The sequence below is a fragment of the Burkholderia sp. AU38729 genome (assembly GCF_020419725.1).
Taxonomy (GTDB): domain Bacteria; phylum Pseudomonadota; class Gammaproteobacteria; order Burkholderiales; family Burkholderiaceae; genus Burkholderia.
This window is the reverse complement of sequence record NZ_JAIZQO010000004.1, coordinates 514,791-535,048: the sequence shown is the minus strand read 5'-3', so window position 1 is coordinate 535,048 and position 20,258 is coordinate 514,791. Positions and strand designations below refer to the sequence as shown.

Genomic DNA, 20,258 nt, shown 5'->3' with positions numbered 1-20,258 from the left:
CCAGCGCGTTCAACGCCTGCGCGCGTGCCCGTGCTTGCGCCTGCTGGTTCGACAGCGCCTGCTCGACCACCGTCTGCGCCTGACGCAACTCGAGCTCGGAGCCCGTGCCGTTGTCGAACTGCAGCTTCGTCAGGTTGTACGAGTCCTGCGCCGTCTTCAGCGTGTTCTCCGTGACCTTCAGCAGATCGTCGGTCGACAGCAGCGTCAGGTATTGATCCGCCACCTGCGACACCAGCGAGATCTCCGACGCCTGCCGCGCATACGCGGTCGACAGGTACTGCGCGAGCGCCTGGTCCTTCAGGCTCTGCACGCGGCCGAACAGGTCGAGTTCCCACGACGCCGACAGCCCGACGTTGTAGGTCGTCGTGATGTTCCGGCCCGGCGCCACCGACAGCGCATTCGGCAGGCGCTGACGATTACCGGTACCCGTCGCATCGATCGTCGGGAACAGGCCCGCGCGCGTGATCTGGTACTGCGCGCGCGCCGCCTCGATGTTCAGCACCGATACGCGCAGGTCGCGGTTGTTCTTCAGCGCGATCTCGATCAGCCGCTGCAGGCGCGGATCCACGAAGAACTCGCGCCAGCCGATGGCGGTTGCAGCTTGCCCGTTCGCGCTGCGCGCGCCGGCCGCACCCGGCTGCGTCGCGTAGACGCCGCCGGCCGGGTACGCCTGCGCGACGGGTGCATCGGGCCGCTTGTAATGCGGCGCCATCGTGCAGCCCGTGGCGAAGAGCGCGACCGCCAGGGCGGCCGCGGTCGTAGTCAAAGCGTGTTTTTGCATCGTTACTGCCCCTTCGAATCGTGTGCGCCGTCGTGACCGCGCTGCAGGTCGCCCTGCACGAGACGCCATGCGTCGTCGACGTTTTCCGTCTCGCCGCTGAAGATCGCGCGAACCCGCACGAAGAACATGGGGATCATGAAGATCGCGAGGAACGTCGCCGTGATCATCCCGCCGATCACGCCCGTACCGATCGCGTGCTGGCTCGCCGAACCCGCGCCGTTGCTGATCGCAAGCGGCAGCACGCCGAGCATGAATGCGAGCGACGTCATCAGGATCGGACGCAGCCGCAGGCGCGCCGCCTCGATCGCCGCGCGCACCGGCCCCATGTTTCCGCCGGCCTGCAACTCGCGCGCGAACTCGACGATCAGGATCGCGTTCTTCGCGGACAGGCCCACGGTCGTCAGCAGGCCGACCTGGAAGAACACGTCGTTCTCGAGACCGCGCAGCATCGTCGCGAGCAGCGCGCCGACCACGCCGAGCGGCACCACCATGATCACCGAGAACGGAATCGACCAGCTTTCATACAGCGCCGCGAGACACAGGAACACGACGAGGATCGAGATCGCGTACAGGATCGGCGCCTGCGAACCGGACTGGATTTCCTGGAACGACAGGCCCGTCCACGAATAGCCGATACCTTCCGGCAGCTTGCTCGCGAGCGCTTCCATCGCCGCCATCGCCTGCCCGGTCGACTTGCCTCGCGCGGCCTGCCCCTGGATCTCGATCGACGACACGCCGTTGTAGCGTTCGAGCTTCGGCGAACCGTAGCTCCAGTGGCCGGTCGCGAACGCGCTGAACGGCACCATCCCGCCCGCGCTGTTGCGCACGTACCAGATGTTCAGGTCTTCCGGCGTCATCCGGAACGGCGCGTCCGACTGCACGTACACCTTCTTGATCCGGCCATCCGTATCCAGGAAGTTGTTCACGTACTGCGACGCCCACGCGATCGAGAACGTCTGGTCGATCGCGGCAGCCGTCACGCCGAGCGCGTTCGCCTTCTCGCGGTCGATGTCGACCTTGTACTGCGGCGTATCGTTCAGGCCATTCGGGCGCACGAGTGCCAGCGCGGGATCCTTCGCGGCCATCCCGAGCAACTGCCCGCGCGCGGCCATCAGCGCTTCGTGGCCGAGACCCGCGTTGTCCGTCAGCTCGAAGTCGAAGCCGGCAGCGGTGCCGAGTTCTGGAATCGACGGCGGGTTGAACGGGATCACCATCGCGTCCTTGTACTGCGCGTAGTGCGCGAACGTCCGGCCGATCAGCGCCTGCACCTTCTGGTCCGAACGCTGGCGATGCTCGTACGGTTTCAGCTTCACGAACACGAGACCGGCGTTCTGGCCGCGGCCTGCAAAGCTGAAGCCGTTGACCGTGAACACCGAGTCGACCACGTCCTTCTCGGTAGTGGTCAGGTACGTGTTGATGTTGTCGAGCGTCTTGCCGGTCGTTTCCTGCGTGGAGCCCGACGGCGTCTGCACGATCATGAACATGTAGCCCTGGTCTTCATCCGGCAGGAACGATTTCGGCAGGCGCACGAACATCACGCCGACCGCGACGAACACGGCCAGGTAGATCACGAGCCAGCGGCCCGAGCGCCGGATCACGTGGTTCACGCCGCTCGTGTAGCGATCGCGACTGCGGTTGAACGTCCGGTTGAACCAGCCGAAGAAGCCCTTCTTCTCTTCGTGATGCCCTTGCGGGATCGGCTTGAGGATCGTCGCACACAGGGCCGGCGTCAGAATCAACGCGACGAGTACCGACAGCACCATCGCCGACACGATCGTCAGCGAGAACTGACGATAGATCGCGCCGACCGACCCGCCGGAGAATGCCACCGGCACGAACACCGCCGACAGCACGAGCGCCACGCCGACGAGTGCGCCGGTGATCTGGCCCATCGCCTTGCGGGTCGCCTCCTTCGGTGACAGGCCCTCCTCCGCCATCACCCGCTCGACGTTCTCCACCACCACGATCGCATCGTCCACCAGCAGGCCGATCGCGAGCACGAGGCCGAACATCGACAGCGTGTTGATCGAAAAGCCGGCGACGCCCATGATCGCGAACGTGCCGAGCAGCACGACCGGCACCGCGATCGTCGGGATGATCGTCGCCCGCAGGTTCTGCAGGAACAGATACATCACGAGGAACACCAGCACGATACCTTCGAGCAGCGTCTTGACCACTTCCTCGATCGACAGGCGCACGAACGGCGTCGTGTCGTACGGATAGTGGACGACGAGACCGTGCGGGAAGTACTTCGACAGTTCCTGGACCTTGGCCCGCAGCGCGGTGGCGGTCGCCAGCGCGTTCGCGCCGGTGGCGAGCTGGATGCCGAGGCCGGCCGTCGGCTGCCCCATGTACTTCGTGTCGAACGTGTAGTTCTCGGAGCCGAGCGCCGCACGGCCGACGTCCTTCAGGCGCACCTGCGAACCGTCCTGGTTGACCTTCAGCAGGATGTTGCCGAACTGCTCGGGCGTGCGAAGCAGCGTCGATTCGGTGATCGTCGCCTGCAGCATCGTGCCCGGCTTCGCCGGCGTGCCGCCGATCTGCCCGCCCGCGATCTGCACGTTCTGCTGCGTGATCGCGGCCGACACGTCGGTCGGCGTGAGGCTGTAGTTGGTCAGCTTGACCGGGTCGAGCCAGATGCGCATCGAGAACTGCGAACCGAGCAGCAGCGTCTGGCCGACGCCGTTCACGCGGCTGAGCGGATCGAGCACGTGCGACGCCACGTAGTTCGTCAGGTCCTCCTTCGACATGCTGCCGTCCTCGGAGTTGAACGCGAACCACATCAGCCAGTTGCTGCTCGACTTCGTGACCTGCATGCCGAGCTGCTGCACGACCTGCGGCAGGTTCGGCGTCGCGAGCGACAGCTTGTTCTGCACCTGCACCTGCGCGACGTCCGGATTCGTGCCCGGCGAGAAGGTCAGCGTGATCGTCGCGTTGCCCGAGTCATCGCTCGTCGACGACATATACAGGAAGTTGTCGAGACCGCTCATCTGCTGCTCGATCACCTGCGTCACCGTGTCTTCCACCGTTTTCGCGGAAGCGCCCGGATAGTTCGCCTGGATCTGGATCGTCGGCGGTGCGATCGTCGGATACTGCGCGATCGGCATCTTGAAGATCGATGCGACGCCGGCCAGCATCAGCACGATCGCGATCACCCACGCAAAGATCGGGCGATCGATAAAGAACTTGGCCATGAAACGGACTCCTTGTTATTGCGCGGCCGACGCGGCGGTCGAACGCGCGGCAGCATGGGCGGCAGTGCTCGCCGGCGCGGCGCCGGACGCATTCGCGGCGCTTGCCGGTGTGCCGGACGCTGTGTCCTGCGCCGGTGCGAGCTGCGCCGCGACGGTCTTCACGGTCGCACCCGGGCGCACCTTGTCGACGCCCTGCACGATCACGTGATCGCCCGCTTGCAGACCGCCTTCGACGATCCAGTTCGGGCCGTACGTGCCGGCCGTCGTCAACGGACGTGTCTCGACCTTGTTGGCCGCGTTCACGACCAGTGCGATCGCCTGGCCCTTCTGGTCATGCGTGACGCCGATCTGCGGCACCAGGAACGCGTTCTCGTTCACGCCTTCCTCGATCCGGGCGCGCACGAACATGCCCGGCAGCAGTACGCGGCCCGGGTTCGGGAAGATCGCGCGAATCGTCACCGAGCCGGTGGTCTGGTCGACCGTCACGTCCGAGAACTGCAGCTTGCCGGCTTCCGAATAGGTCTTGCCGTCTTCCAGGATCAGCGACACCTTCGCGGCGCCCGGGCCGCTCGTCTTCAGGCGGCCGCTCTGCACGTCCTGGCGCAGCTTCAGCCCGTCGAGGCTCGACTGCGTGAGGTCGACGTACACCGGATCGAGCTGCTGCACCGTCGACATCAGCGTCGCCTGGCTCGCCTGCACGTATGCGCCCGGCGTCACCTGCGAGATGCCGACTCGGCCTGAAACCGGCGAGACGACATCGGTATAGCCGAGGTTGATCTGCGCGGTATCGACCGCCGCCTTGCCGGCCGCGACGTCCGCCGCGGCCTGGCCTTGCGTGGCCACCGCGTTGTCGTAGTCCTGCTTGCTGACCGCGTTCGCGGCCACCAGCACCTTGTAGCGTGCGACCAGCGCGTTCTGCGTGACGAGGTTCGCCTGTGCCCGCGCGAGCGTCGCTTTCGCGCTGTTCAGCGCGGCGACGTATGGCGCCGGGTCGATCTTGTACAGACGCTGGCCGGCCTCGACGTCGGTGCCTTCGGTGAATTCGCGACGCAGCACGATGCCGTCGACCCGCGCGCGCACCTGCGCGACCAGAAACGCGCTGGTGCGACCCGGCAGTTCGGTGACCGCCGGCACGGCCTGCGGCTGGACGGTGACGATGCCGACTTCCGGCGTTTGCGGCGGCGGTGCCGATTCTTTTTTTCCGCACGCGGCCAGGAAAACGGCAGCCGTTGCAGCAGTGATTAAGCGGTATGGAACCCGTTCGACGCGCATGGAGCGACCTCTCGCAAATAGACGACCTTCAATGGGAATCACCAGATCTCCTCGTGCCCTGCATGCGCGGCCGGAATGCTGTCGCTTCCTGTTTGCCGCGGATACGGTCACGTATTTCGGGCGTGCGTTGCGCCCTGCGGAGCGTTCGTTCGTCGAACTGCTTCCGTGGAAAAAACCATGAGCCCGCTGCCCTGGCGGGCGGGCATAGCCGCGGCTATCAAGCTGGCCGCTAGCTCGCCGGCTGGAACGCGGCGCCGGCGAATTCGATGAATGCCCGTGCGGCAGCCGGCAGATGCGCGGTGCGCGCATGCGCGAGCTTCAGCGTGACGGGCGCGAGCGGGCGAATCGGCGCGACGCGCACCAGCGTGCCGGCCACCAGATCGGCGTCGACGAGATACGCGGGCAGCACCGCGGCGCCCATGCCGGCCACAGCCAGTCGCCGTGCCATCTCGAGATGGCCGACACCCAAACTGCCGCCGGGCGCCGTGTCGGGTCGAAACGCAACCGCATCGTCATCGCCGGTCGCCGGCAGATCGAGCCGCACGGCCGTGATGTCCGGCCAGTCGCCCGACGCAGCCGCGCCGCCATGCGCGTCGACATAAGTCGGCGCCGCGACGCGCACGGATTCATAGGCGGCCAGCATGTGCAGCGCATGCGCACCGGTCACCGGCATGCCGTCGGTCAGAAACGCGACATCGATGTCTTCGGATGTCAGGTCGACATGGGCATCGGTCAGCGTGACGGTCGGCCGCACGTCCGGAAACCGGTTGACGAAACGATCGAGCAACGCACTCAACTGGCTGAGCCCGAACGCGACCGGCGCGGCAATGCGCAACGCGCCTTCCGGCTTGCTGCCCATCGCGACGAAGCGACCGTCGATCTCGTCGATCGCACCGAGAATCCGCTCGACGCGCGCGAGGTACAGCTCGCCGATTTCGGTCAGCGACTGGTGGCAGGTGCTGCGTTGAAGCAGGCGTGCGCCAAGGCGCGTCTCGAGCGCATCGACCAGCCGGCTCGCCATCGCCGTCGACACGCGCAGCCGGGTCGCCGCCCGGCGAAAGCCGCCTTCCCTTGCCACCGTCACGAATGCCCGAATCGATTGAAGTTGGTCCATTTGTCCGGATTCCCCTGCGCGGTCGACTGCCTTGACGCGCACCTCCGTCGCCGCATCGCGACCGACATGCAACGGCCCGGCCAATGCGGCTGCACCGACGCCAGCCACGCCGGGTCGGTCGGCACGCTCGCGCCAGACGCGAGCCGGCATGCAACGGACGCAAGCCGGCCTCGGCTGGCCCGATGCATGACTATTCGAATAGCAGTCCTGAGTCTTTTCCAGTGGTTCGCTACGGCAATGCCGGTGGTATCCCCCCGGCCATGCGACGGTCATACCCGTATCGCCGGAGCGCACTGGATCACGTTTGTTTCAGCAGGTGCAATGGTATGAAAACGGCCGGAAAATGGCTTGCCCGATCCTGCGATTGTTTTGCCTTAATTTCCGAATTTGTGCGCTGCACATCGCGCAGTGACCAGCGATGCGGCCACCGGCCATGCAGATCCGGATGATCGGGCTAATTTCCCACAGGTTTAGGCAATCACATGCGCGCGACTCGCCGTACGATGTGACCGCCGTGCCGGCACCCCTGCCGGGACACCAACCCGGAATCGCAGCCGCGCACCTTGCACTGACCACTCCGCCATCCGCTCACGCACCATGGAAATCGACGCCCGAACGCCGCCGCTACAGCGCCTCACGCACGATCACGACTCGGGGTCGCCGGCGCGGTCGCCCACGGCCCGGCTCGCTGCGCTGATCGCCGCGTACGCGCCACATGACGGCACGTTCGAGCTCCCGGTACGGGGCATGCGTATCGGGCGGGCGTCCGCGTCGCCACCGCCCTGGAACCATGGCGTGCACCACGCGTGCCTGAGCATCGTCGGGCAAGGCGCGAAATCGACGCGGGTCGGCGATGACACCTACGTGACCGACGAATCGCGGATGATGGTCGCGACAGCGGACCTGCCCGTCACCGGCCGCGTGATACGCGCGAACCCGGCCGAGCCGTTCCTTTACGTGCAACTCGATCTCGACCCGGACCGCATCGCGGCACTCACGCCGCGCGTGTTTCCGCACGGGCTGCCGAAAGCCGCCGACTACAGCGCGCTCGACACGCACGATACGCCGCCTGAAATCGTCGACGCCGTCGTGCGCCTGATGCGGCTGATCGCGCAACCGGACGACATCGACCTGCTCGCGCCGCTGATCGTCGACGAGATCCTCATCCGGCTGCTGCGTGGCCCGTCGGGTGCACGCGTCGCGCAGGTCGGCCAGGCCGATTCGACGACGCAGCGCATCTCGCGCGCCGTCGCCTGGATACGCGACCACTACCTCGACTCGATGACGGTCGAATCGCTCGCGCGGCAAGTGGACATGAGCCCGTCGACCTTCCATCACCACTTCCGTGCGGTCACGTCGATGAGCCCGTTGCAATGCCAGAAGGTATTGCGGCTGCAGGAGGCACGCCGCCTGATGTGCCTGTCGGCAATGGATGCGCGGCAGGCGTGCCGCAGTGTCGGCTATGTGAGCGCGTCGCAGTTCAGCCGCGAATACGCGCGCCTGTTCGGCGATGCGCCGGGCCGCGATGTGCTGAAGCTGCGCGACGAAGCGGTGCCGTTATCGCGCGTCGCGCCGTAGGCCGGCTGGACATCTGCCCGATTGCGGACGGTGTGGCATAGCCATTCCGCCGTTGAGCGGTTGCCTGGCCGGCTGGACAGTCAAGCGAGCGCGGGTGGCGCGGCCAGACTGACGTCGACGCGTTTCGGCAGGACGCCAGTCTGGTAGAACACATCGGCGATGCGCTGCTGATACGCGAGCGTGTCGCGCGTGACGGGCTCGACACCGAAGCGCGCGCGGCGAAATGCGAGCGCCACCGCCGGCTCCGGAATCCCCCACAGCTTCGAGAACTCGGCCGCACCCTGCGCGCGGTTCGCATCGAGCCATCGCTGGACCGTCGTCAATTCCGACACGGTTGCGTCCAGCACGTCGGCGTTACGCTGCGCATAGGTGCGCGACGCAAAGTAATAGCTGCGATTCTCGACGAGCCCGGTGCCGTCCGCGACGATGCGCGCGCCGAACGCCTGCTGGACCACCGCGAGAAACGGATCCCAGATGATCCATGCATCGACCGAGCGGTTCTCGAACGCGGCCCGCGCGTCGGACGGCGACAACCAGACTGGCGAAATGTCGGTGTAATTGAGCTTCGCCGACTGCAGCAGCCGAACCAGCAGGAAGTGCGTGTTCGATCCCTTCACCAGCGCGATGCGCTTGCCGCGCAGGTCCGCGAAGGTCTTCACCGGCGAATCCTTCGCGACCACCAATGCCTCGGCCGCGGGGCCGGCCGGCGTTTGCGCGTAATAGACGAGCGGAGCGCCGGCCGCGAGCGCGAAGATCGGCGGTGCCTCACCGACGTCGCCGAAGTCGATCGATCCCGCGTTCAGTGCCTCGAGCTGCGGCGGCCCCGACGGAAACTCGGTCCACGTGACGGTCACGCCGAGAGTCGCAAGCTTGCTCTGCAGCGTACCGCGTGCCTTCAACAGGCTGAGCGGTCCTTTCTGATAGCCGATGCGCAACGTACGCGCGCCGGCGGCGCTCGCCAGCGCGAAGCCCGGATGCGCGGCGGCGCCCGCCGCGATCGCCAGGCCGGCATGCAGGAGCCGGCGGCGGGTGGTGGAGTGTTGGTCTGCCATGTCGTATCGGGTTCGATGAAGAGGATGCCGCTTCGCGCACGCATGCGATGAAGCCGGTCGAACCGATTCTAGGGGGTTGGCGCCACGCACCGAACCAACGATGTTCGATATCGAAAGCAAGCGCTTTCATAAGGGCACGCCGGTCATCCGGGCGTCATTGCCCGGGTCGGTCGTGGGGATGCGGCCGATATCCGCCTGAAATACAGGACTGCGTATTATTGGCGCGATCGACGCGCAACGTCGTACTCACATGCGGAAGGTTCGACTTCAGGACTTGCAGGAAGCGGCCAGCGCAGCCTCGTCGGCCGCCAGCAACTCTGGCACGCATTCGCGCAGGAAATCGACGAACGTGCGGATCTTCGCGTCGAGATACTGACGCGACGCGTACAGCGTATAGACCGTCAGCTTCTGCAACCGGTAGTCGGGCAGCACGCGCACCAGCGCGCCGCTCGCGAGCCCGGGCAGGGCGGCCGACATCGGCAGCGAACCGATGCCGAGTCCGGCACGCAACGCGGCGCCGAGCGCATCGGCGATGTTCACCTGGAAATCCGGCAATGGCAGTTCGAACGTTTCGCGTCCGTTGGGGCCATCGAGATGCCAACGGTCGCGCGGAAAGAGCGGCGTGACGATCTGCAGGCACGCATGCCCGTCGAGGTCGCTCACCGTGTGCGGCGTGCCGCGCGCCTTCAGGTATGCGGGTGACGCGCACAGCACGCTGCCCACCTCGCCGAGCCGCTGCGACACGAGCCCGGAATCGGGCAACTCGGTCGTGCTCAACTGCAGCGAAACGTCGTAGCCTTCGTCGATGATGTCGGGCACATGCTGCGACAGCGTCAGTTCGACCGCAACCGACGGATAGCGCTCACGGTAGCGCACGACTGCGGGCACCACGTAGGACTGGCCAAAACTCGTCGTCGCGTGAACGTGCAGCCGTCCCGACGGCTTTGCCTGTGCGTCGGCCGCCTCGGCTTCCGCTTCGTCGATATAGCCGAGGATGCGCTGGCAGCGGTCGAGATAGCGCTGCCCGGCGTCGGTCAGCGCGATGCGGCGCGTGCTGCGGTTGAGCAGGCGCGTGCGCAGGTGCGTTTCGAGCTGCGCGACCGACCGCGATGCGTAAGCCGTCGTGATATCCAGGCGCTGGGCTGCGCTCGTGAAGCTGCCCTCTTCCGCCACCCGGACGAAAATGCGCATCATCTGTAACGTGTCCATCGACCTGTCCCCGGGATTGAGATCACGTCGCGCCACCGCGCGGCCATGGTGCCGGCAGCGCCGGCGCAGGCCGGTCTGGCGCGAATTGTGCGGAACAGTACAGCAGCAGTGCAGACGTGTCCAGTTCGCCGTATGCGGCGTGATCCGGACGCCGAATCGTGTCGCCGAGCCGTCGTGCGCACGGTGTATGGACCGCGCGCATACGCGCCCCGTCGCACCGGCACACGACCGGCATCGGATCGGCAAAAACTACCCGGCAACCCCGATGCCGCCGCGCGATTCACGGCATGTACGACGTATCAGGCGCCGGCGGCCGCATCGAACGGATGACGCAACACGATCGTGTCGTCGCGCTCCGCGCCGGTCGTGATCATCGATACCGGTGCGCCGGCGACCGCTTCGACGCGCGCTATGAAATCCTGCGCGGCGCGCGGCAGCGCCGCACGTTCACGTACTCCCTTCACGGTGCCGCACCAGCCGTCGAACCGCTCGTACACCGGCTTGGCGCGCGACTGTGCATCGAGGCTCGCCGGCAGATGATCGACCCGCACGCCATCGAGTTCGTAGCCGACGCACAGCTCGATCGACTCGAAACCGTCGAGCACGTCGAGCTTGGTGAGCGCCAGCGAATCGATACCCGAGATCCTGACGGCCTGACGCAATTGCGCGGCGTCGAGCCATCCGCAGCGGCGCGGCCGGCCGGTATTCACGCCGAACTCCTGCCCGCGCGCGCGCAGCGTTTCGCCGGTCGCGTCGGACAGCTCGGTAAGGAACGGGCCGCCGCCGACTCGCGTCGCATACGCCTTCGTGACGCCCAGCACGTGGCCGAGCTTCGACGCACCGAGCCCTGTACCGGCCGCCGCCGCCGACGCAACGGTGCCGGACGACGTCACGAACGGGTACGTGCCCCAGTCGATATCCAGCATCACGGCTTGAGACCCTTCGAACAGGATGCGCTCGCCGCGGTCGGTCGCGTCGTTGAGATCGGCCCAGACGGGGCGCACGAACGGCAGGATCCGCGGCGCAAGGTCGACCAGCGTCGCCAGCATCGCGTCGCGGGAGTATTCGTCGAGCCCCAGCCCGCGGAACCACGCGTTGTGATGGTCGACGAGCACATCCAGTTTGGCGGCGAGCTGGCCCGGTTCCGCGAGATCGCCGACCCGCAGCCCGCGACGCCCGACCTTGTCCTCGTAGGCCGGCCCGATCCCGCGCAGCGTGGTGCCGATCGGCTCGCGGCGCAGACGCTCCTGAGCCTGGTCGATCGCGCGGTGGATCGGCAGCACCAGTGTTGCGTTCTCGGCAATCGACAGGTTATCCGGCGTCACCGGCAGCCCGAGCTCGGCCATCCGCCCGATTTCCGCGAGCAGCGCTTCCGGATCGAGCGCCACGCCGTTGCCGATCACGCCGCGCTTGCCGCGCACGACACCGCTCGGCAGCAGCGCAAGCTTGTACGTCTTGCCGCCCACGACCAGCGTATGACCCGCGTTGTGGCCGCCGTTGTAGCGTGCAACGAGATCGGCCTGTGCCGCCAGCCAGTCCACGACGCGCCCCTTGCCTTCGTCGCCCCATTGGGCGCCCACGACCACCACGTTCGGCATGCTCCGTACTCCATGTGAGAAATTCAGACAATCGTTCGGCCGAGCCGGACGTTTGTGTGCCATATTGGCGGAGCTTGAGTACCCGATCAAACGATTAAACCTGAACCATCGTGTGAGTAAAACTCACGCGAACGATGCAATGGCTCGACGACTCCCTCCGCTGAATTCGCTGCGTGCGTTCGAAGCCGCCGCGCGCCTCGGCAGCTTCACGCTGGCCGCCGACGAACTGTGCGTGACCCACGGCGCGATCAGCCGGCACGTGCAACAGCTGGAAGCCTGGCTCGGGCGGCCGCTGTTCGAACGCCATAACCGGCGGGTCGAACTGACCGACCCGGGCCGCGCGTATCTCGCCGAGGTCGGCGCGTCGTTCGACCGAATCGCGCTCGCCACCGCGCAGCATTTCGGCCACGCGCAGCAGCGCGTGTTGCGCGTCAGCGCACCCGCGACGTTTTCGTTGCGCTGGCTGGTGCCGAAGCTGTCGTCGTTCCAGGTCGCCCATCCGGCCATCGAGGTGCGGCTGTCGACGTCGAACGAGCCGATCGACAAACTGCGCGACAAGGTCGATCTGATCGTTCGCGGCGGCCCGCAGGCCATCGACGGTTACGTTGCCGAGGAATTCCTGTCCGAAGTCCGCCTGCCGGTGTGTGCGCCGAAGCTGCTGGAGGGCCGGCCGTTGCATACGCCTGCCGACCTGGCCGGCTTCACGCTGCTGCACGCCGCCACCTATCCCGGCATGTGGCCTGAATGGCTCGCGGCAGCCGGACAGCCGAATCTCGTGACACGTCACTCGCTGACGCTCGAGCATTTCTACCTGACGCTGCAAGGCGCGCTCGACGGGCTCGGCGTCGCGATGGGTCCGATCGCGCTCGTCGCAGACGACATCGCAGAGGGGCGGCTGGTACAGCCGTTCAGCGAACCGGCACTGCCGCCGTGGCGCTATTTCACGTACGTGGCCTCGGCACGCGCGAACGACGATGCGGTGCGGGCATTCAAGGAATGGTTGAAGGTGGCGGGAAATACGGCCGCGATGGGCGTGCGGAACTGACTGTGTCGGTGTGCGGAGCGCGCGCGCCGAGACAGACAGGAATGCGAAACAAATAACGCAAGCGCCTGGATCGCGTTTGCCTTCGTCGGTGCCGGGAATGCTGTTTTCGATGTGCGCCGCGGAGCCGCGACGCACGCGGCAAGCCGCGGATCGAACCGTGGCTTGCCGCCGGACGGCGCTTACTGACTAGCGCCGGCGGCTTTCTTCTCCGCGTTCTGCAGGTTCTGCGGATAGTTCGGATCATTGGCCGCGGGCTTGTAACCGGCGTCTTCGAGTTTCTTCAGCTCGGCGTTGTTCTTCGCACGCGCTGCCTTGTGCTCTGCCTTGCGTTGGGCCCGGGCCGCCTTGCGTGCCTGGCTCTTCGCTGCCTTCGCGTCCTGTGCCGCGGGTGCGCTGGCGTCGGTCTGCGCAAACGCAGGAACTGCCGAGCCGAACAGGAACGCGGCTGCGGTAGCAGCCAGCGTGAGTTTTCTGATCTGGATTTGCATCGCTGAACTCTCTTTTCTGGTTTATCACGGATTGAAAGACCATCGAGATACCGCCCCAGCCCCGATCGGTTGTCATGCCGCGTTCGGGACCTGTGCATCATAACCGCGCCGCGAAAAATGTGGCGCCAACGTGGGAATGGAATTGGGGATACACGTATGGGAGAAAACGTGGATGCCGGTCGGCGGTCACGGACAGGACGAGCTGTGTCGCTCGTATCGTTGCGTGTGCCGATCGCGCTGCGGCGGCAACAGGAAGCGGTCGATGTACGCGCGGCACAGTGCGAGGTGAAATAGCCAGGACTGTTTCATAGGTGGTGTCGCCGGCATGCTCACGTCTGATGTGACAGTTATCAGGCCAGTCGCGATCACAGCATCAGCAGTCGAACTGTGTGCCGCGTTGCCGATCGACGCGGCTCAAGCGGCGGTTCCTCCCATAAACGACCACGATTCGGTTTTGCAGCGATCAAGGCATGCACGATTGCATCGCCACGGCGCGCAGCATTCGATCCGGCAACCCATCGCCGCACTGTGATGCCGAGCGTCACCTGAACCGGTACAACGCGTCACCGCGTGGTCCTGTGGTCTGTATGACGAATGGTGTGAACACATTGCGTGCGGTGAATACATCGGAGGCATTCACTTCACGGCTGCGCCGACGGTGCCGCACTGATGTCGCGGCGCTCGGCTGGTGACCGTGGCACGTTGGGTTGCGGTGTCGCGGCCACGCTTGTGAACCGTCCGATTCTGCTCAGGAACGCATCGCGCAACGTGCGCGCGCCACAGGCTTTTCATTCCGCAGCCTGGGTTGCCCGGCATCCCAGACGGGTGTCGGTGCCTGCACAGCATGCCGATTCCCGGTGCCTTGCCTGGTTGGTGAGCTTTTACAGGATTCGAAACTGTCGGAAGGTGAGCATGTTCGGGATCATCGCTCGAATTCGATTATGGTGAGCTGCGTGGTCGCCCGCATCTTCACGTTGTTCGCGACGTGCGGTAGATCGACCCAGGAGCCGGCGTGCGTGCCGACCGCGCGACCACCCGGTTCATCTGCGGGAAGCCGTTCCAGGGCCTCTCCTTGCGAGCGTGGCGCACAGCATCGAAATTGGGTTGATGGCGCCAAAGGTAGAAAGTTGGAAGACCCCCGAGGCTGCCAAGCGAATGACACCTATTCCCTCGGTACACGGTCCACAGGCTAAATTTGACGAGAGACGCGCGCGCGCGAATGGAAAAACTTGTCCATGGACAGCGAAGCATGAGTGCAAAAAAACCCTTCGGCTGTCGTCCGGGATGATTTCAAACTGCTGTGAACGAAACCAGAGAGATTCGTGTTTCCGGATCGTTGATCTGTTTTGCGGGTCGACAACGGGCGCCGTCGAGGTCTCGGAGCCGCTTTTTTGATCCCATAAATGGGAACCTGTGTTCGGTAGCGAGGTTTTCTTCCCGTTTTTTTCCCATAGGTTTCTACGTTTCAAGCTCATGTGAGTGTGTACTCACCTCTTCCAGGAGCCTTGTCGGGCCTGAAGCCTGTGTAGAACAGGGCGCCAAGTCATTGTTTTCAGGTGTGAATCGAAGGTTTGAGATGCCAGGCACACCATAGACGGCTCCCATTGGTAGCGGTTTATGGGGTTCGTCTTTCTGTGGAAGCGCACGTGTGTTTACATCTTTTGTAAACCACGTTTACTTCTTTAACTACTTTTAGACGGCTCACAGCCTTATCTGACAAGGGTTTGAGGGATGTTCGGTACCCATTTATGGGAGCACAGGTGTAAGGGCTTGGGAGTTAAGGTCTGTGGATTTGGGGATTCGGGTACCGCGTTGTGGGGAATCGGGGTTGTGGATATGGGGCAAGCGTACCCGGTTATGGGAAATCGGCCCGGAAACGCGTTGGGTAGTCGTCTATGGGGATGCCTGTGGGTAGCCTTTTATGGGGCGCCTTTGAGGATCCGTGAACGCCGGGTCGCACAGTGATTTTTCTTGGGTAGCCGGTTATGGGGCACCTCAAAGGTAGCCAGTTATGGGTCACATTTGAGGCAGCTCGATTGCCTTTCTCCAGGATTTTCTGTGGCGGTCTCCCATAGACAGGATCGATGGGACCGACAGGTAACCTTTTATGGGGAAAACAATGGGTTGCCGTTTATGGGAGCGATGGTTGCCTTTCGGGCTGAAATCAGTGCAGCCAACGCAGCCGGAGCCTGTCGTTAGGTACCCTCCTGTGGGAATCGGTGAAGGTAGCAGGTTATGGGAAGAAAGTCGGTCTGTGCTGCAGGGCACCACGAATTTGTCCCACGATCCCGATTCTCGGCATTTGCTTCCCATGGATGGTTACCTTGCCAAGGGCAAATCTCATGCCGGGTTTCCACGTCCGGACATGAAAGGTAGCGGCTTGTGGGAAGCATTTTTGTCGAAAGGTAGCTGGATATGGGGTCCCGCACAACTCTTCTGGTTGCAAATTTTCCTTTTATATCTGCAGGTTAGCGGAGATAGTGCAAGTAAAGCCGGAACAAGGACGTTGCTCCTCGGCGGGAAAAGGTATAAAGTCCGCTCTCAACAAGGTCACCTTATCCGGACATTACGATGCCGCGCAAGCCCGCAAGCAAAGGCTCAGACAAACAGGTTTCACTGTTTCAGACACCCGAGCCTCCCGACTTGCTGCGCAAGGCGGTCCAGGCGATTCATATCGCGCCCAAGTCCGGGAAGATCGGCCTGCAGCAGCGCAAGATGTTCAGCTCGCTGATCAAGAACGCGCTTCGACAGGAGGCGTTCGAGCCAGGCCGGACGAGTTTCTCGATTTCGCTTGCGTCGCTTTCGCACGAGAGCGGGTTGAACAGCAACAATACGAAGTACGTGAAGGACACGGTCAACTCGTTGATCAGTACCGTCGTCAACTGGGACTATCTGGCCGCGGATCGGTCGACCGTCTGGAAAGCGTCGGGCCTGCTCGCCGGCGCGGAGCTCGAGCAATCGGTGCTGAAGTACAGCTTCTCCGACCAGATTCGCAGCGAGTTGCTCAACCCCGAGATCTACGCACTGATCGATATGCGGATCGCCCGCGAGTTCCGGCGGTCGCACTCGCTCGCGTTGTGGGAAAACACGGTGCGCTACGAGGGGATCGGCATCACCGCGAAGATCCCGCTGCCGAAATTTCGTGACCTCATTCTCGGCCAGGACAAGGCGTCGCAGTCGTACAAGGAATACAAGCTGTTCAAGAGCAAGGTCCTGGTGCCGTGCATTCAGGAGGTGAACGAAGTTTCGGATCACACGCTCGAGTTGATCGAACACAAGTCTGGCCGGAGCGTGGAGGCGGTTCAGTTCAAGGTGACGCGCAAGCAGAGCACCGATACGGTGGAGGATGGCGACGTCAAGAACGAAGCGCTGGTCGAGGAGGTCGCCAAGTTCGGCATCCCGCGCTCGGAAGCGCGCCGGCTGATTACGCAATATGGCGTGCAGCGCATCAAGGCGGCGATTGCCTATACGCTCAATCGGACTACGAAGAAGAATGCGGCCCCGGTCGACAATGTGGCCGCGTATTTCCGCAAGGCGCTGACGCACGGCTACACGCTGTCCGACGGGCAGGGAACGGAAGCGGCGGCCCCGGCGAAGGAATCCGCGCAGAGCAAGCAGGAACAGATTCGCGACAAATATCTGGCGGCGAAGGTCGAGGAAGCCGGCGCGTATTTCCGCGAACTGGAGATCGACGACCAGACCAAGCTGATCGAGCGTTACAACGAGACGGTGGCAGGCTCGAAGGACCTGACGCTGTCGCCGAAGAAGAAGGCGAGCAAGCTCGCGCAGACCAGCTTCTTCCGGTGGCTCGCGCTGGATACGTGGGGCGAACCGACTTCGGACGACTTGCTGGAATTCCTGCTGAAAAGCAGTCTCGCCGGCAACTGAACCAGGCCTCGCAGACGGATGTGTGTCGCGCGCCGGACGTCGTCGTCCGGCTTCGCGGTGCACCGCGGATGCGAGGCCTTCTGCTTTTCGCGCGTTACTGTTGCGTGGCCGTTGCCAGTTCGGCAACGTACGCATCGATGACGGTCTTGAGCTTGTCGGCGAGCGCTTCCTGATGCGATGCGTCGACGCCCTTGAGCTGCAGATCCAGACGTCCGTCCGGATAGGTTTTCAACTGGCCGATCGCTCGCGATTCGAGCGCGAAGTCATGGCGAACGCTGTAACGCGTACGTCCCGCTTTCTTGCTGCCGTCGCTTTGTGCACGCAGGAAATTCTCCAGATCACGAACCGACTTTTTCCGGTCGATCACGGCCGTCAGCAGCCGGTCGGCAGTCGGCTCGCCCAGGCGTTCGAAGATCAGCTTCAGGAAGTACGCCGCCTGCAGGCCGACCACGTCGTTCGCGCTCGCCATCCGTTCCAGCAGTGTGTTCGGGAGTGCGTTGAGCGACAGCGTCTTGCTGATCGATGCCTTGTCCTTGCCGATCTTTTCCGCCAGCGTGTTCTGGTCGGAAAAGACTTTTTCGTCGAGGAGACGCTTCCACGCGACCGCATCGTCGAAGATCGTCTGGCGTTCGTGGTCGTGGTTCGCGCGATACGCGATCGTGTAGAGCTGCTCCGGCGTGTGATCCGTGCGGAACGTGGCGTTGATGGTTTCATCGCCGTTGATGCTCGTCGCGCGGAGCCGGCGTTGCCCGTCGATCACCACGAGCTTGCCGGGAAACTCCGGGAGCCGCGTAACCTTGATCGGCTCGATCTGCCCTTCCCGTTTCAGTGTCAGGGCGAGCTCGTGCAGGCTCGACTCCGAGTAGAACACGCGCGGGTTGAACGGGTTCGGAATGCAATCCTTGACCAATACCTTCTGAGGCGCGCCAAGATCCGGTGCGCTGGCCGGCGTGGCCGCGGCCGGAGCGCCGGCGGGTGCCGTTTCGCCGACGACGTTCGGTGCAGCCGCCGGTTCGGGCAGCCGCGTTTCGAGCGCCGCATTCTCCTGCGCGAGTCCGCGCAGCAGGCCGGCTGCGAGATGCAGGTTGCCGGTCGGCTTCTTGTCTTTCGATGTGTCCTTAGCCATGGGCGGCTCCGGTAGCGCGCGTCGACGCGATGTATTGGGCCATTTCCGTGACCAGCTTTTCGATTTCCGCACGGGCTTCTTTCAGGCCCTTCAGATAACGATTGTGGTGATGGATCGTGGTGCCGAGCGCAAACGTCTGACGGTAGACCTCGCGCTGCGCGATCTGGCTGTCGAGCAAATGCTCCCCTATTTCTTCAGCTCTTAGAATTTTTAAAATTTCTTCACGCATTTTAGTTTTTCCATTAACGCTATTCAGCATTAATGCGGAAGAAAGATTTGGGTTACGGACGGCTCGCATCGACTCGATCATGCGGATCATCGCGACCGTGCTGTAGAGATCGGCTGGCGACGGTGACAGCGGCACGAGGCAAAAGTCGGCGACTTCGAGTACGGAGGCGATTCGCGGGTCTTCGAGGTTGCCAGGACAGTCGACCACGATCACGTCGAAGTTCGCGTCCTGTTTCTTGATCTCGCCGCCGATGCCGCGACCGGCAGGGGCCAGAGAGAGAACCGTCATCGGCAGCGTGTTCTCGCCGCTCGTCACCCACCGGACGGACGTTCCTTGAGGGTCGGCATCGATCAGCGCGACCTTGTTGCCGCCGGCTTCGAATGCGGCGGCGATATTGACGGAGATGGTTGTCTTTCCAGTCCCACCTTTTTGATTACTGACGGCGATCTTGAAAGCCATTAAATTCCTCCACGGAGTTTTGCGTAATATATGCAGTTATTGAAAAAATGTCCAGAAAAGCCTTCGATGCGATGTATGTCTTAAGGATCGATGTGGTTGTCACGTGACAAGTGGGCCAAACGGCCAATGAGTCAGTCGTGATTGATGATCGAGTAAAAATAAAATAGACGACCGAGATCGAAAAGTACGTACGAAGATCGAGAAAAAATTCGATAGATCTCGATGTCGATGGCCGCGTTGGCAAATTGAGATGAAGACGGGGCGCTTGATGTCGCGGTGTTCGCGGTAAAAATCACCACGGTTTCCGCTAGTCAGTTCATGGGCGTCGAAAGGAAGCTTGGTTGTCACGTGACAAGTAGCGGGATTCGGTCCTTCTCAACGTAGTCCGGCGCCAGAAAATCTCTCCTTCGATTGCACTTAAAGCTATGGCGAGATCATTCGACGCTCGAAATCTCCCTTTGGGTTTTTGGCATGACTGTTTCCGGCACGATGAGTTGTCACGTGACAATCGGTGCGGTGCGGTGCGGTGCGGTGCGGTGCGGTGCGGTGCGGTGCGGTGCGGTGCGGTGCGGTGCGGTGCGGCAGGTCGCGTCGGTGCCGAATCGCCCCCCAGGACGAGTTGTGATCGGACTTCATAGAACATGGGCGCGTGGATCGCCAAAGAAGAGATTCGCATCGCGATCTCGTCGCGACATGCAGTTTCCTGGGTGAACTGGCAGGGGCGTTGTCACGTGACAACTGAAGTGTTGTATCGGGGAAATTGCGTGTCGAAGCGGCGGGTTGCGCCGCGTGTCGGGGGCGCCTATGTCGAAAAGCCTTAGTCACCAATTGGTCTGCAGGCACGAGGGCTCCATCGCTGACTATTTGCAATCGCGTACCAGAAGAAAGGCGCTGGTCAGCTTGCTGGGTCGCGCCTACGGGTGAGTGTCATTGATGCTATTGATATGACCCTATTTACTTGAGGCGGTCAGATCAACATTGCGCGCGTATTGTCCGGAAGGGGAGGGTGCGGGCTTTGCCGCGCGTACCCATGAGTTACGTAACCAGTACAGTCGAGAGCTTCTGCTCGGCAACTATGCAAATGAGGCTCCAATTTGTGACGAACCGCAGTGTTGATGGCCACCTAACAACTCAAACGGGCCGGATCGTGAAACATTTCCAAGAAATTCGGTGTTCGCGGAAATCCTTATCTGGCAATGGGTTGCGCTATATTCTTCATGTTGTT

At 63.4% G+C, this 20,258-nt stretch carries 13 protein-coding genes; 3 read left to right on the top strand and 10 right to left on the bottom strand.

Annotation, left to right across the window (positions count from 1 at the left end):
- From LGM56_RS14465 to LGM56_RS14450, 4 genes are all read right to left on the bottom strand, one after another.
- Positions 1-781: TolC family protein (locus tag LGM56_RS14465; protein ID WP_226205286.1), on the bottom strand; the 781-nt coding region annotated here is incomplete at its 3' end.
- A 2-nt stretch (positions 782-783) separates the two neighbouring features.
- A complete protein-coding gene (locus LGM56_RS14460; RefSeq protein ID WP_226205285.1) occupies positions 784-3,975 on the bottom strand; it encodes an efflux RND transporter permease subunit in 3,192 nt (1,063 codons plus the stop codon).
- A 15-nt stretch (positions 3,976-3,990) separates the two neighbouring features.
- A complete protein-coding gene (locus LGM56_RS14455; protein ID WP_226205284.1) occupies positions 3,991-5,247 on the bottom strand; it encodes an efflux RND transporter periplasmic adaptor subunit in 1,257 nt (418 codons plus the stop codon).
- Positions 5,248-5,476: 229 nt separating this feature from the next.
- The gene (locus LGM56_RS14450; protein ID WP_226205283.1) at positions 5,477-6,361 is read right to left on the bottom strand and encodes a LysR family transcriptional regulator; all 885 of its coding nucleotides are present in this window, start codon (positions 6,359-6,361) and stop codon (positions 5,477-5,479) included.
- 597 nt (positions 6,362-6,958) lie between these two features.
- Here LGM56_RS14450 and LGM56_RS14445 point away from each other — a divergent pair.
- Entirely contained in the window at positions 6,959-7,939 is a 981-nt protein-coding gene (locus LGM56_RS14445) for an AraC family transcriptional regulator (protein WP_226205281.1), read from the top strand.
- An 80-nt stretch (positions 7,940-8,019) separates the two neighbouring features.
- Here LGM56_RS14445 and LGM56_RS14440 read toward each other — a convergent pair whose 3' ends face one another.
- From LGM56_RS14440 to LGM56_RS14430, 3 genes are all read right to left on the bottom strand, one after another.
- Positions 8,020-8,991 (bottom strand): sulfonate ABC transporter substrate-binding protein, encoded by a 972-nt coding sequence (locus LGM56_RS14440; protein WP_089499025.1) that lies wholly within the window; start codon positions 8,989-8,991, stop codon positions 8,020-8,022.
- A gap of 267 nt (positions 8,992-9,258) precedes the next feature.
- Positions 9,259-10,200: a LysR family transcriptional regulator gene (locus tag LGM56_RS14435; RefSeq protein ID WP_089430038.1), complete on the bottom strand. Its 942-nt coding sequence runs from the start codon at positions 10,198-10,200 to the stop codon at positions 9,259-9,261.
- Between the two features lie 299 nt (positions 10,201-10,499).
- Positions 10,500-11,798, bottom strand: a complete 1,299-nt coding sequence (locus tag LGM56_RS14430) for an adenylosuccinate synthase (protein ID WP_226205279.1) — start codon at positions 11,796-11,798, stop codon at positions 10,500-10,502.
- A gap of 139 nt (positions 11,799-11,937) precedes the next feature.
- Between LGM56_RS14430 and gcvA the strand changes: the two genes are divergently transcribed.
- Positions 11,938-12,843, top strand: a complete 906-nt coding sequence (gene gcvA, locus LGM56_RS14425) for a transcriptional regulator GcvA (RefSeq protein ID WP_089499022.1) — start codon at positions 11,938-11,940, stop codon at positions 12,841-12,843.
- Positions 12,844-13,022: 179 nt separating this feature from the next.
- On the opposite strand, the gene LGM56_RS14420 is transcribed toward gcvA, so the two are convergent.
- On the bottom strand, positions 13,023-13,331 hold the full coding sequence (locus LGM56_RS14420; protein WP_046547226.1) for a hypothetical protein: 309 nt from the start codon (positions 13,329-13,331) through the stop codon (positions 13,023-13,025).
- 2,571 nt (positions 13,332-15,902) lie between these two features.
- On the opposite strand from LGM56_RS14420, the gene LGM56_RS14415 reads away from it, so the two are divergent.
- Positions 15,903-17,219, top strand: a complete 1,317-nt coding sequence (locus LGM56_RS14415) for a replication initiation protein (RefSeq protein WP_039369202.1) — start codon at positions 15,903-15,905, stop codon at positions 17,217-17,219.
- Positions 17,220-17,313: 94 nt separating this feature from the next.
- Here LGM56_RS14415 and LGM56_RS14410 read toward each other — a convergent pair whose 3' ends face one another.
- Entirely contained in the window at positions 17,314-18,345 is a 1,032-nt protein-coding gene (locus LGM56_RS14410) for a ParB/RepB/Spo0J family partition protein (protein ID WP_089499021.1), read from the bottom strand.
- Entirely contained in the window at positions 18,338-19,033 is a 696-nt protein-coding gene (locus LGM56_RS14405; protein ID WP_031398033.1) for a ParA family protein, read from the bottom strand. The genes LGM56_RS14410 and LGM56_RS14405 overlap by 8 nt, the downstream gene beginning before the upstream one ends.
- Between the last annotated feature and the right edge of the window lie 1,225 nt (positions 19,034-20,258).

Bases quoted from the DNA above. Each gene is read 5' to 3' on its own strand.
- LGM56_RS14430 (WP_226205279.1), bottom strand. From the start codon at position 11,798: ATGCCGAACGTGGTGGTCGTGGGCGCCCAATGGGGCGACGAAGGCAAG.
- LGM56_RS14440 (WP_089499025.1), bottom strand. From the start codon at position 8,991: ATGGCAGACCAACACTCCACCACCCGCCGCCGGCTCCTGCATGCCGGC.
- LGM56_RS14460 (WP_226205285.1), bottom strand. From the start codon at position 3,975: ATGGCCAAGTTCTTTATCGATCGCCCGATCTTTGCGTGGGTGATCGCG.
- LGM56_RS14450 (WP_226205283.1), bottom strand. From the start codon at position 6,361: ATGGACCAACTTCAATCGATTCGGGCATTCGTGACGGTGGCAAGGGAA.
- gcvA (WP_089499022.1), top strand. From the start codon at position 11,938: ATGGCTCGACGACTCCCTCCGCTGAATTCGCTGCGTGCGTTCGAAGCC.
- LGM56_RS14455 (WP_226205284.1), bottom strand. From the start codon at position 5,247: ATGCGCGTCGAACGGGTTCCATACCGCTTAATCACTGCTGCAACGGCT.
- LGM56_RS14405 (WP_031398033.1), bottom strand. From the start codon at position 19,033: ATGGCTTTCAAGATCGCCGTCAGTAATCAAAAAGGTGGGACTGGAAAG.
- LGM56_RS14420 (WP_046547226.1), bottom strand. From the start codon at position 13,331: ATGCAAATCCAGATCAGAAAACTCACGCTGGCTGCTACCGCAGCCGCG.
- LGM56_RS14445 (WP_226205281.1), top strand. From the start codon at position 6,959: ATGGAAATCGACGCCCGAACGCCGCCGCTACAGCGCCTCACGCACGAT.
- LGM56_RS14415 (WP_039369202.1), top strand. From the start codon at position 15,903: ATGCCGCGCAAGCCCGCAAGCAAAGGCTCAGACAAACAGGTTTCACTG.
- LGM56_RS14410 (WP_089499021.1), bottom strand. From the start codon at position 18,345: ATGGCTAAGGACACATCGAAAGACAAGAAGCCGACCGGCAACCTGCAT.
- LGM56_RS14435 (WP_089430038.1), bottom strand. From the start codon at position 10,200: ATGGACACGTTACAGATGATGCGCATTTTCGTCCGGGTGGCGGAAGAG.